Genomic DNA, 11797 nt, shown 5'->3' on the forward strand with positions numbered 1-11797 from the left:
GAATGATGTTTTTTATTAAAGCACAAATTTGACAATACACAATGTCAAGTTTGGCAAAAGTTGCTAAAATTTATATCAATTCGGGACAATTTCATCATTTTTTGAGATTCAACTTATTTTTTACATAAAAAAAAGACCGGTAAAACCGGTCTTTTTCTGAACAACGTGCGTTATTCTTGGCGAAATTATTTAACTTCGCGATCTACAAGCTCAACGTAAGCCATCGGTGCAGCATCACCCGCACGGAAGCCCGCTTTAAGAACACGTAGATACCCGCCGTTACGCTCTTTGTAACGAGGGCCAAGAACGGTAAATAATTTACCAACAGTTGCTGCTGAACGAGTACGAGCAAACGCTAAACGACGGTTTGCTACTGTATCGTTTTTAGCTAAAGTGATTAAAGGCTCAGCAACACGACGTAATTCTTTTGCTTTAGGAACAGTTGTTTTGATTAACTCGTGTTCGAACAAAGAATTAGCCAAGTTTTGGAACATCGCTTTGCGATGGCTGCTTGTACGGCCTAATTTCACACCACTATTACGATGACGCATGGTGATAGTCCTACTTAATTAACGGCTACGATAGGCGAAACGATCGTCCATACGGAGACTAGCCGGTGGCCAGTTCTCTAAACGCATGCCGAGCTGTAAGCCTTTAGAAGCCAGAACATCTTTGATCTCTGTAAGCGATTTTTTACCCAAGTTAGGCGTTTTAAGTAGCTCAACTTCAGTACGCTGTACAAGATCACCAATGTAGTAAATATTTTCTGCTTTCAAACAGTTAGCAGAACGAACAGTAAGCTCTAGATCATCTACTGGACGAAGCAAGATTGGGTCAACTTCTTCACGAGGCTCTTGAGCAACAGGAGCTTGATCTTTCTGAAGATCAACAAAAATTGCAATTTGTTGTTGCAAGATTGTTGCCGCTTTGCGGATTGCTTCTTCTGGATCAACTGTACCATTGGTTTCAAGATCAATGATCAACTTGTCAAGGTCAGTACGTTGTTCTACACGCGCATTTTCTACGATGTAAGACACACGTTTAATTGGGCTATAAGAAGCATCTAACTGCAAACGACCTACAGGGCGAGTTTCGCCTTCTGGGAAACGTGAGTCAGATGTTTCATAACCACGACCTTGAGCAACTTTCAGGCGCATTTTTAAATTGCCTGTAGCACTTAAAGTGCCGATCAAGTGTTCAGGGTTAACCACTTCAACATTATGCGGTAAACGAAGGTCTGCAGCAGTTACATCGCCTGGACCTTGTTTTTCCAATGTCAAATAAGCTTCATTTTGATCGAACAGCTTAATAGACAATCCTTTCAGGTTCAGCAAGAGCTCGACGATGTCCTGCTGCAAGCCTTCCAAAGTACTGTACTCGTGCTCGACACCTTCAATTTCAACTTCTACCACAGCTGCGCCAGGTAAAGAAGAAAGAAGGATGCGACGTAAAGCATTACCAAGAGTATGACCAAAGCCACGCTCTAATGGTTCTAGAATAACTTTTGCCGAGGTCCCGCTTGCCGCTTCGACCTTGATCGCTTGCGGAGTAAGAAACTCATTTGCAGTACGCGTCATTATTGCTACCTCAAGGATTATTTAGAATACAATTCTACAATCAAGCTTTCGTTGATTTCAGCAGGTAAATCAGAACGATCTGGTGCAGCTTTAAACGTACCTTCAAATTTAGAATGGTCAACTTCCATCCATGAAGGGATACCACGTTGAGCAGCCAATTCAATTGCGTTTTTAATACGTAATTGTTGTTTTGCACCTTCGTGAACTGCAATTACATCACCAGCTTTAACTTGAATAGACGCAATGTTAACACGACGACCATTTAAAGTAATGCTACGGTGAGATACAAGCTGACGAGCTTCTGCACGTGTAGAACCAAAACCCATGCGATAAACAACGTTATCAAGACGGCTTTCGAGCAATTTCAACAAGTTTTCACCTGTTGCGCCTTTCACACGAGCAGCTTCTTTATAGTAGTTACTAAATTGACGCTCTAAAACACCGTACATACGACGTACTTTTTGTTTTTCACGTAATTGTAGTGAGTACTCAGATTGCTTACCACCACGAGCCCCGCCATGTTGGCCAGGAGCTTTAGCGTGTTTTTTAGTTTTGACGTCAAATGGTTTAACGCCAGATTTTAGTTGCAGGTCTGTCCCTTCGCGGCGAGAGAGTTTGCATTTTGGACCAATATAACGAGCCATGAATGTTTCTCCTTACACGCGACGTTTTTTAGGTGGACGGCAACCGTTGTGAGGGATTGGAGTCACATCGGTAATGCTGTTAATTTTATAACCCACTGCACCTAATGCACGAACCGCAGACTCACGACCTGGACCAGGACCTTTAACAAGGACGTCCAAGTTTTTCAAACCGTAATCTAAAGCAGCTTTACCAGCAACTTCAGCAGCTACCTGAGCAGCGAACGGAGTTGATTTACGTGATCCACGGAAGCCTTGTCCACCTGAGGTAGCCCAAGCCAGTGCATTACCTTGACGATCGGTAATGGTCACAATGGTGTTATTAAAAGAAGCGTGAATGTGTGCAACACCTTCAGAGACGGTACGAGTGACCTTCTTGCGTGTGCGAGTATCTTTAGCCATCTTTTAGCTTCCAGAAATCTTATTTCTTAATCGGTTTGCGCGGACCTTTACGGGTACGTGCGTTAGTTTTGGTGCGTTGACCACGGACAGGCAAGCTGCGACGATGACGAAGACCGCGGTAGCAGCCTAAATCCATTAAACGTTTAATGTTCATGGAAATTTCGCGACGTAAGTCACCTTCGGTCGGAACCTTAGCAACTTCTGCACGAATCGCATCAAGCTGAGCGTCATCTAATTCACGGATCTTTGTTGTTGGTGCGATACCAGCAGCAGCTAAGATAGTCTTAGCAGTGTGGCGACCAATACCAAAGATATAAGTGAGAGAGATAACAGCGTGCTTGTTATCCGGAATGTTTACACCGGCAATACGAGCCATTCAATTTTCTCCAAAAAGGCAGTTAAGATAATCAACCGCCCCACAAAAATCTTGAGGGGCGGATAATAACCTAATTAGCCTACTGAAATCAACAGGTCTTAATCAAATTAACCTTGACGCTGCTTATGACGAGGTTCTGCGCTGCAAATTACGCGAATAACCCCATTACGACGGATAACTTTGCAGCTACCACAAATTTTCTTTACAGAAGCTTGTACTTTCATGATGAAACCTCTAAGTGCGCTTATCCCTTAGGATGAGCAGTCGTTTTTCTCATTAACGTTTGATTATCGTACTGGTGCGAGGTGAGATGTGCTTGAAGCTGAGCCATAAAGTCCATCACAACCACTACAACGATTAATAATGATGTACCACCTAAGCTAAATGGAATTCCAAATGAGCTTTGTAGAATCATCGGCATTAAGCAGACTACAGTGATGTAAATCGCGCCAATAAAGGTCAAACGACTGAGAATATGATCTAAGTAACGAGCAGTTTGCTCACCTGGGCGAATACCAGGCACATAAGCTCCGCTGCGTTTCAAGTTTTCCGAAACTTCTTTAGGGCTGAAAACCAGCGCAGTGTAGAAGTAACAGAAAAAGATAATTAACGCACCAAAGAGCACCAAATACAACGGTTGTCCAGGCGACAATACCAATGCCAAGTCTTGTAGACTACGCTTGATTAATCCAGCATTAGGGTCCGCACTGCCGACCCATTGACCTAAGCTCGCTGGGAACAAAAGCAATGAACTGGCAAAAATTGCTGGAATCACACCTGCCATATTAATTTTTAATGGCAAATGCGTTTGCTGAGCAGTAAATACACGACGACCTTGTTGTTTTTGAGCATAGTTTACTGGAATACGACGCTGCGCCTTCTCAATAAACACAATTGCTGCAAGTACACCCAAAGACAATAAACCAAAAATTGCCAAACCAATCAGGCTTGACTGGCCACTATCAATAGATGTGAAGGATTGCATAATTAAATTAGGCAAGCCTGCAACAATACCTGCGAAAATGATCATGGAAATACCATTGCCCACTCCGCGTTCGGTAATTTGCTCACCCAACCACATTAAGAACATTGTGCCTGCAACCAAAGAGGTCACAGCTGGAACGTAAAAAGCCAGACCTGACGTTAAGGTAATACCTTGACCAATCAGACCTGCACACATCCCAATCGCTTGCACAAGTGCAAGAAACAATGTGCCTTGGCGCGTATATTGATTAATTTTGCGTTTGCCTTGCTCGCCTTCTTTTTTCAAAGCTTCAAGCGAAGGAACCACGGTAGACATCAACTGTACGATAATCGAAGCAGAAATGTATGGCATGATCCCTAAAGCAAGAATCGACATCCGCTCTAATGCACCACCCGAAAACATGTTAAACAAACCAAGGATTGTACCTTGGTTTGCATTAAACAATTGTTCAAGTGCGGCATTATTAATGCCTGGTACTGGAATATGCGCTCCTAGTCGAAATACCAACAACGCACCAATGAGAAACATCATTCGGCGTATAATTTCACGGTATTTCACGTGAAATGGTTGGCCTTTCATCATGTGAACATGACCTGAAGAACTAGGAGACATAGACACTGGGGATTACTCCTCGACTTTACCGCCAGCCGCTTCAACAGCAGCTTTAGCGCCTTTAGTCACAGCAACACCTTGAATAGTGAATGCGCGAGTAATTTCACCAGAAAGTACGATACGAGCACGAGCCATATCTTTACGTACAACGTTCGCTGCTTTTAAAGTTTCAAGGCTAACGATGTCGCCTTCCACTTTAGCAAGCTCAGATAAACGTACTTCAGCAGTTTTCAAAGCGATTTGGCTAGTGAAACCGAATTTAGGTAAACGACGATATAACGCAGTTTGACCACCTTCGAATCCAGGACGTGTACCACCGCTCTTACGTGAGTTTTGACCTTTGATACCACGACCACCAGTCTTACCAACGCCAGAACCGATACCACGGCCTAAACGACGGGCTTCACGCTTAGCACCTTCTGCAGGTGCAAGTTCATTTAAACGCAGAGTCATGGCTTATTCCTCTACACTAACCATATAGTAGACTTGGTTGATCATACCACGGTTAGAAGGCGTATCTTGCACTTCTACAGTATGACCAATACGACGCAGACCTAAACCTTTAAGGCTAAGCTTGTGATTTTTCAAGCGGTGCGATGCAGATTTAGTCTGGGTAACTTTAATCGTTTTCATGATTGATTACCCTTGAATTTGTTCTACTGAAAGACCACGTTTCGCAGCAACCTTTTCAGGAGTTGTCATGTCACGCAAACCGTTGAAAGTTGCGTTCACTACGTTTGCAGCGTTAGTAGAACCACGGCATTTAGTCAATACGTTACGTACACCTGCAGCTTCTAAAACTGCACGCATAGAACCACCCGCAATTACACCAGTACCTTCAGATGCTGGCTGCATGTAAACACGGCTTGCACCATGACGCGCATGAATCGGGTGTTGTAAAGTACCATCTGCCAATTCGATAGTGATCATGTTACGACGTGCAGCTTCAAGTGCTTTAGAAATAGCAGCTGGAACTTCACGTGCTTTACCACGACCAAAACCTACGCGACCATTACCATCACCCACAACAGTTAATGCTGTGAAAGAGAAGATACGACCACCTTTAACAACTTTGGCTACGCGATCAACGGCAACCAGCTTTTCAACAAGACCTTCGTTTTGTTCAACTTTAGCCATGATTAGAACTCCAAGCCGTTTTCACGAGCAGCATCAGCCAAGGCTTTGATACGACCATGATATTTAAAACCAGAACGGTCAAACGCAACTTTAGTTACGCCAGCTGCTTTCGCGCGTTCTGCGATTAAAGCACCTACTTTTTGAGCTGCTTCAACGTTACCAGTTGTACCAGCACGTAAAGTAGCATCTAAAGTTGAAGCTTGCGCTAAAACTTTGCCACCATCTGCTGAAATAACTTGAGCATAGATGTGACGCGGCGTGCGGTTTACACACAAACGAGTCGCACCCAATGCACGGATGTGCAAGCGTGTGCTTTTCGCACGACGCAAACGGGATTGTTTCTTTTCGTTCATAAGAACCTCGCGCCTTATTTCTTCTTAGCTTCTTTACGAAGAACAACTTCATCCGAATAACGAACACCTTTACCTTTATATGGCTCTGGTGGACGGTATCCACGGATATCCGCAGCAACTTGACCTAAAGCTGCTTTGTCAGCAGATTTAAGGATAATTTCAGTTGCAGTTGGAGTTTCTGCAGTTACACCTTCAGGAAGGGTGTAATCGATTGGGTGTGAAAAACCAAGGTTAAGGTTAACAACGTTACCTTTTACCGCAGCTTTATAACCAACACCAATCAATTGTAACTTACGTTCGAAGCCTTCGCTCACACCTTTTACAAGATTGTTAAGCACAGCGCGAGCAGTACCAGCTTGCATCCAAGCGTCTTTCGACTCAGCTTTAGGAGCAATAGCTAAAATACCGTCTTCCTGTTTTAGCTCGACCAGCGCATGCAGGTTGAAAGACAATGTACCTTTGCTGCCTTTCACTTCGACCTGCCGGCCGTTCTGAGTAACTGTAACACCGTTAGGTACAGTTACTGGGGCTTTAGCCACACGAGACATGAGGAATCACCTATTATTAAGAAACAAAAGCAATAACTTCACCACCGATACCTGCAGCACGTGCAGCGCGATCAGTCATGATGCCTTTGCTTGTAGAAACGATTGCAATACCTAAACCTTGCTTAACGCTTGGAAGTGCATCTTTACCGCGATACTGACGTAGACCTGGACGGCTTACGCGTTTCACAGTTTCGATAACTGGTTTGCCTTCATAGTATTTTAAAGTAATCGTTAATGTAGGTTTGCCTTCGTTGTCAGCCACTTCTACATTTGCGATATAACCTTCTTGTTGAAGTACGTTTGCAATAGCAACCTTCAACTTAGAATTAGGCATAGAAACAGTTTGTTTCTTTGCCATTTGAGCGTTACGAACACGCGTTAGCATGTCGGCAACGGTATCTTGCATACTCATTTATAGTGCTCCTTACCAGCTTGCCTTAACAACGCCCGGTACATCACCTTGCATTACTGTGTCACGTAATTTGTTACGGCTTAAACCGAACTTACGGAAGTAACCATGAGGACGACCAGTTAAACCACAACGGTTACGAAGACGTACTGGAGACGCATTACGTGGTAATGCTTGTAATTTCATCATCGCTTCGAAACGCTCTTCGTCGCTTGCATTTACGTTTGCAATCGTTGCTTTTAATTCAGCACGTTTTGCAGCGTATTTAGCAACAGTAGCTTCGCGTTTCAATTCGCGATTAATCATACCTTTCTTAGCCATATCGACCTCTTATTTGAACGGGAAGCCGAATGCACGCATAAGCGCACGGCCTTCGTCATCGGTGCGAGCAGTCGTAGTAATGGTGATGTCCATACCACGAATTTGATCAATCTTATCGAAATCGATTTCAGGGAACATGATTTGTTCCTTGAGACCCATAGAGTAGTTACCACGACCATCAAATGATTTCGAAGAGAAACCACGGAAGTCACGGATACGAGGGATCGCGATAGAGATCAAACGGTCTAAGAATTCGTACATACGTTCGCCGCGTAAAGTAACTTTACAACCAATCGGCCAACCATCACGGATTTTAAAACCAGCGATTGATTTACGAGCTAATGTTAAAACTGGTTTTTGACCAGCAATAGCTTGCATATCAGAAAGAGCGCCATCTAACAATTTCTTGTCAGCAGCTGCAGCACCAACACCCATGTTGATGGTAATTTTAGTGATGCGAGGGATCTCCATCACATTCTTAACGCCCAATTGTTCTTGTAATTGAGCCTTAAGTTCGTCGTTGTAACGTGTTTTAAGTCTGGCCATTGCCTATTTCAACCTATTACTTCGCCACCGCCACTGATTCACCATTCGATTTATAAACGCGAGTTTTCACGCCATCAATCGTTTGGTAACCAACACGGTCAGCCTTTTGGGTTGTAGCATTAAAAATTGCCACGTTTGAGATATGAAGCGAAGCTTCCTGCGTTACGATACCGCCTTCAGCGCCCGTAGCACGGTTTGGCTTCTGGTGCTTCTTAACCAAGTTAAGACCTTCGACCTTAACACGGTCATTAGAAACTGACAGAACAGTACCCTGTTTGCCTTTTTCTTTACCTGCGATCACAATTACTTGATCGCCTTTTTTAATCTTAGCCATGATTGCCTCTTATAGAACTTCAGGAGCCAATGAAATGATTTTCATGAACTGTTCAGTACGAAGTTCACGAGTCACTGGTCCGAAAATACGAGTTGCAATCGGTGCTTTGTTGTTATTCAAAATAACAGCAGCGTTATCATCAAAACGGATCACAGAACCGTCTGGACGACGAATACCGAACTTTGTACGTACAACAACAGCATTCATCACGTCACCTTTTTTAACACGTGCGCGTGGAATAGCTTCTTTTACAGTAACTTTAATAATGTCGCCAACAGAAGCATAACGACGATGTGAACCACCTAGTACTTTAATACATTGTACGCGGCGAGCACCACTGTTGTCAGCTACGTCAAGCATCGTTTCGGTTTGAATCATTGCCCTACTCCAAAACCGAGCATCACCGGTCACAATTTCGAAAGGCTCAAAGAGTACTCGAAATTGACCGATGATGCAACAAGAACGTTAATTACTCAGCAGCAGCTTCAACAACTTCAACTAAAGTCCATGACTTAGTTTTAGACATTGGGCGGCTTTCTTTGATGGTTACAACATCACCAATCTTGGCGGTATTGTTCTCATCATGAGCGTGTAATTTGGTTGAACGGCGAATCAATTTGCCATACAACGGGTGTTGAACTTGGCGTTCAATAAGGACAACAATAGATTTTTCCATTTTGTCGCTTACAACTTTGCCAGTTAACGTGCGGACTGTATTTTGACTCATTGCCCGTTCCCCTGTTTTTCGGTAAGGAGGGTCTTGATGCGTGCAATAGTTTTACGAGTAAGCGCAACTTCATGCGATTTACCCAATTGACCAGTTGCTTTCGCCATACGAAGACGGAATTGGTTAAGCTGTTGCTCATCAAGCAAAGCTGTCAACTCTTCTACCGACTTTTCACGTAGATCTTTAGTTTTCATTACATTACCGTCCGAGTCACGATAGTGGTTTTAAACGGAAGTTTAGCAGCAGCAAGCGTAAATGCTTCACGCGCCAATTCTTCGTTCACACCATCAATTTCGTACAAGACTTTACCTGGTTTGATTTGACAAACCCAATATTCCACAGAACCTTTACCTTTACCCATACGCACTTCAAGAGGCTTAGAAGTAATTGGTTTGTCTGGGAATACACGGATAAAGATCTTACCACCACGCTTAATACGACGGCTGATTGTACGACGTGCCGCTTCAATTTGACGCGCAGTCATTTGACCACGTTCAACTGATTTAAGAGCGATAGTACCGAAAGATACTGAGCTACCACGGTGCGCTAAGCCAGTGTTACGGCCTTTTTGCACCTTACGGAATTTAGTACGTTTAGGTTGCAACATGGATTATTCTCCTTTTTCAGCAGAACGATCATTGCGACGACCACGACGCTCTTGACCTTCACCACGACCGCGACCGCGTTTAGCTGGACGTTCTTCAGCAGGTGCTGGGTTCATGACTTGCTTCATGCCACCCAAGATTTCACCACGGAATACCCAAACTTTAACACCAATCGTACCGTAAGTAGTTTCAGCACGCATAGTTGCATAGTCGATGTCCGCACGAAGTGTATGCAAAGGTACACGACCTTCACGATACCATTCAGTACGTGCAATCTCTGCACCACCTAAACGACCAGAAACTTCAACTTTGATACCTTTAGCACCAGCACGCATAGAGTTCTGTACCGCACGCTTCATAGCACGACGGAACATTACACGCTTTTCTAATTGAGAAGCGATTGCTTCAGCAACTAAACGTGCATCTAAGTCTGGACGGTCAATTTCGTTGATGCTTACTTGCGCAGGAACACCCATAATAGATGTTAATTCGCGTTGTAATTTCTCAATGTCTTCGCCTTTTTTACCGATTACGATACCAGGACGCGCAGTGCTAATTGTTACTTTAGCAGCACCCGTTGGACGTTCGATAAGAATATTGCTTACCATTGCGTTCTTAAGTTTTTTAGTTAAAAACTCACGAACTTGAAGGTCTTTAAGCAAGTATTCAGCGTATTGTTTCGGATTCGCATACCAGTTAGCGTTATGACGTTTCACAACACCTAGGCGGATACCGATTGGATGAACCTTCTGACCCATATCAAACCCCTACCTTAACGGTGATGTGACAAGTACGCTTAGTAATACGATCTGCACGGCCTTTAGCACGTGGCATAATACGTTTAAGGCTCATGCCTTCATCAACGTAAATCGTAGATACTTTAAGGTCGTCTACATCTAAACTGTTATTGTGTTCAGCATTTGCAATTGCAGATTCCAATGCTTTCTTAACTAAAACAGCAGCTTTTTTGTTGCTGAAGTTTAAAATGTTAAGTGCATGCGCAACAGATTTGCCGCGGATAAGATCTGCAACCAAACGTGCTTTTTGTGCCGAGATAGCGGCACCGCGTAATTTAGCAGTTACTTCCATCATAGCACCTATTAACGTTTAGACTTCTTGTCAACACCGTGACCACGATAGGTACGAGTTGGCGCGAATTCACCGAGTTTATGACCAACCATGTGTTCAGAGATAATCACTGGAACATGGTTACGACCATTGTGAACAGAAATTGTTAAACCAACAAAATCTGGGAGGATCATCGAACGACGCGACCAAGTTTTGATCGGCTTACGGTTATTAGCCGCGATTGCCGCTTCAACCTTAGCGAACAAGTGCGCATCGACGAATGGGCCTTTTTTCAGAGAACGAGGCATTGTCAGATTCCTTTACTTGTTACTTAACGCGACGGTCGCGAATAATCATCTTAGTCGTACGCTTGTTGGTACGTGTCTTGTACCCTTTAGCTTTTTGACCCCATGGGCTTACAGGTTGGATACCTTTAGTACGCCCTTCACCACCACCGTGCGGGTGATCAACTGGGTTCATTGCCATACCACGAACAGTAGGACGAACACCACGCCAGCGCGAAGCACCTGCTTTACCAAGTGAACGAAGGTTGCTTTCTGAGTTAGATACTTCACCTAACACAGCGCGACACTCAACGTGCACTTTACGCATTTCGCCTGAACGTAGACGAACGATAGCGTATGAACCGTCACGACCCAACAATTGAACCGAAGTACCAGCAGAACGCGCTAATTGAGCACCTTTACCGATTTTAAGTTCGATGTTGTGAAGAGTAGCACCGATTGGCATATTACGAAGTGGTAAGCAGTTACCTGGACGAATTGGAGCATCGTTACCAGATTGAACTTGATCACCAGCACGTAAACCTTTAGGCGCAATAATATAACGACGTTCACCGTCAGCATACTTCAACAATGCGATGTGTGCAGTACGGTTTGGATCGTATTCAATACGCTCTACAACAGCAGGAATGCCATCTTTGTTACGTTTGAAGTCTACGATACGGTAGTGTTGCTTATGACCACCACCAACGTGACGTGTAGTAATGTGACCGTTGTTGTTACGACCACCTGTACGTTTTTTAGCTTCTACCAACGGCGCATAAGGCGCACCTTTGTGAAGATGGTCGTGAACGACTTTCTCTACAAAGCGACGCCCTGGAGACGTTGGCTTACATTTTTGAATCGGCATAAAT

At 44.0% G+C, this 11797-nt stretch carries 24 protein-coding genes; all 24 read right to left on the reverse strand.

Going from position 1 to position 11797, the window contains the following annotated elements; all coding sequences use genetic code 11:
- Positions 1–185: 185 nt before the first annotated feature.
- The gene (gene rplQ / locus FTU70_RS07495) at positions 186–551 is read right to left on the reverse strand and encodes a 50S ribosomal protein L17 (protein WP_004974746.1); all 366 of its coding nucleotides are present in this window, start codon (positions 549–551) and stop codon (positions 186–188) included.
- Between the two features lie 18 nt (positions 552–569).
- Complete coding sequence (locus FTU70_RS07500) at positions 570–1577, reverse strand: DNA-directed RNA polymerase subunit alpha (RefSeq protein ID WP_004974745.1); 1008 nt, start codon at positions 1575–1577, stop codon at positions 570–572.
- Positions 1578–1594: 17 nt separating this feature from the next.
- Positions 1595–2221: a 30S ribosomal protein S4 gene (rpsD, locus tag FTU70_RS07505; RefSeq protein ID WP_004974744.1), complete on the reverse strand. Its 627-nt coding sequence runs from the start codon at positions 2219–2221 to the stop codon at positions 1595–1597.
- A 12-nt stretch (positions 2222–2233) separates the two neighbouring features.
- Positions 2234–2620: a 30S ribosomal protein S11 gene (rpsK, locus tag FTU70_RS07510; RefSeq protein ID WP_001040166.1), complete on the reverse strand. Its 387-nt coding sequence runs from the start codon at positions 2618–2620 to the stop codon at positions 2234–2236.
- 19 nt (positions 2621–2639) lie between these two features.
- Positions 2640–2996: a 30S ribosomal protein S13 gene (gene rpsM / locus FTU70_RS07515; protein ID WP_004974734.1), complete on the reverse strand. Its 357-nt coding sequence runs from the start codon at positions 2994–2996 to the stop codon at positions 2640–2642.
- Between the two features lie 107 nt (positions 2997–3103).
- On the reverse strand, positions 3104–3220 hold the full coding sequence (gene rpmJ / locus FTU70_RS07520) for a 50S ribosomal protein L36 (protein WP_000867907.1): 117 nt from the start codon (positions 3218–3220) through the stop codon (positions 3104–3106).
- Positions 3221–3240: 20 nt separating this feature from the next.
- Positions 3241–4560, reverse strand: coding sequence for a preprotein translocase subunit SecY (gene secY / locus FTU70_RS07525; protein WP_171257418.1), 1320 nt, complete (start codon positions 4558–4560; stop codon positions 3241–3243).
- A gap of 45 nt (positions 4561–4605) precedes the next feature.
- On the reverse strand, positions 4606–5046 hold the full coding sequence (gene rplO / locus FTU70_RS07530; protein WP_004974728.1) for a 50S ribosomal protein L15: 441 nt from the start codon (positions 5044–5046) through the stop codon (positions 4606–4608).
- 3 nt (positions 5047–5049) lie between these two features.
- Complete coding sequence (gene rpmD / locus FTU70_RS07535) at positions 5050–5226, reverse strand: 50S ribosomal protein L30 (protein WP_004786899.1); 177 nt, start codon at positions 5224–5226, stop codon at positions 5050–5052.
- Positions 5227–5232: 6 nt separating this feature from the next.
- Complete coding sequence (gene rpsE / locus FTU70_RS07540; protein WP_004974725.1) at positions 5233–5730, reverse strand: 30S ribosomal protein S5; 498 nt, start codon at positions 5728–5730, stop codon at positions 5233–5235.
- Between the two features lie 2 nt (positions 5731–5732).
- Entirely contained in the window at positions 5733–6083 is a 351-nt protein-coding gene (gene rplR, locus FTU70_RS07545; protein WP_004281497.1) for a 50S ribosomal protein L18, read from the reverse strand.
- Positions 6084–6097: 14 nt separating this feature from the next.
- Complete coding sequence (gene rplF / locus FTU70_RS07550) at positions 6098–6631, reverse strand: 50S ribosomal protein L6 (protein WP_004974722.1); 534 nt, start codon at positions 6629–6631, stop codon at positions 6098–6100.
- 16 nt (positions 6632–6647) lie between these two features.
- Entirely contained in the window at positions 6648–7043 is a 396-nt protein-coding gene (rpsH, locus tag FTU70_RS07555) for a 30S ribosomal protein S8 (RefSeq protein ID WP_004974720.1), read from the reverse strand.
- Positions 7044–7055: 12 nt separating this feature from the next.
- Entirely contained in the window at positions 7056–7361 is a 306-nt protein-coding gene (gene rpsN / locus FTU70_RS07560) for a 30S ribosomal protein S14 (protein WP_004825185.1), read from the reverse strand.
- A 9-nt stretch (positions 7362–7370) separates the two neighbouring features.
- Positions 7371–7907, reverse strand: a complete 537-nt coding sequence (gene rplE, locus FTU70_RS07565) for a 50S ribosomal protein L5 (protein WP_004974719.1) — start codon at positions 7905–7907, stop codon at positions 7371–7373.
- Positions 7908–7923: 16 nt separating this feature from the next.
- Entirely contained in the window at positions 7924–8241 is a 318-nt protein-coding gene (gene rplX, locus FTU70_RS07570; RefSeq protein ID WP_004974717.1) for a 50S ribosomal protein L24, read from the reverse strand.
- Between the two features lie 9 nt (positions 8242–8250).
- Positions 8251–8619 (reverse strand): 50S ribosomal protein L14, encoded by a 369-nt coding sequence (gene rplN / locus FTU70_RS07575; protein WP_001982634.1) that lies wholly within the window; start codon positions 8617–8619, stop codon positions 8251–8253.
- Between the two features lie 91 nt (positions 8620–8710).
- On the reverse strand, positions 8711–8968 hold the full coding sequence (gene rpsQ / locus FTU70_RS07580) for a 30S ribosomal protein S17 (RefSeq protein ID WP_004974714.1): 258 nt from the start codon (positions 8966–8968) through the stop codon (positions 8711–8713).
- Entirely contained in the window at positions 8965–9162 is a 198-nt protein-coding gene (rpmC, locus tag FTU70_RS07585; RefSeq protein WP_004650482.1) for a 50S ribosomal protein L29, read from the reverse strand. Before rpmC ends, rpsQ begins: the two co-directional genes overlap by 4 nt.
- Positions 9162–9575, reverse strand: a complete 414-nt coding sequence (gene rplP / locus FTU70_RS07590) for a 50S ribosomal protein L16 (RefSeq protein ID WP_004691317.1) — start codon at positions 9573–9575, stop codon at positions 9162–9164. The genes rpmC and rplP overlap by 1 nt, the downstream gene beginning before the upstream one ends.
- Positions 9576–9578: 3 nt before the next feature.
- Positions 9579–10331, reverse strand: a complete 753-nt coding sequence (rpsC, locus tag FTU70_RS07595) for a 30S ribosomal protein S3 (protein ID WP_004974711.1) — start codon at positions 10329–10331, stop codon at positions 9579–9581.
- Between the two features lies 1 nt (position 10332).
- Positions 10333–10662 carry a 50S ribosomal protein L22 gene (rplV, locus tag FTU70_RS07600; RefSeq protein ID WP_001982638.1) on the reverse strand — a complete coding sequence of 110 codons (330 nt, stop codon included), beginning with the start codon at positions 10660–10662 and terminating at the stop codon, positions 10333–10335.
- Between the two features lie 11 nt (positions 10663–10673).
- Positions 10674–10949: a 30S ribosomal protein S19 gene (gene rpsS, locus FTU70_RS07605; protein WP_004673001.1), complete on the reverse strand. Its 276-nt coding sequence runs from the start codon at positions 10947–10949 to the stop codon at positions 10674–10676.
- Positions 10950–10968: 19 nt separating this feature from the next.
- Complete coding sequence (gene rplB, locus FTU70_RS07610) at positions 10969–11793, reverse strand: 50S ribosomal protein L2 (RefSeq protein WP_004974706.1); 825 nt, start codon at positions 11791–11793, stop codon at positions 10969–10971.
- Between the last annotated feature and the right edge of the window lie 4 nt (positions 11794–11797).

It is taken from the genome of Acinetobacter sp. YH12135 (genome assembly GCF_013418565.1).
Taxonomy (GTDB): domain Bacteria; phylum Pseudomonadota; class Gammaproteobacteria; order Pseudomonadales; family Moraxellaceae; genus Acinetobacter; species Acinetobacter towneri.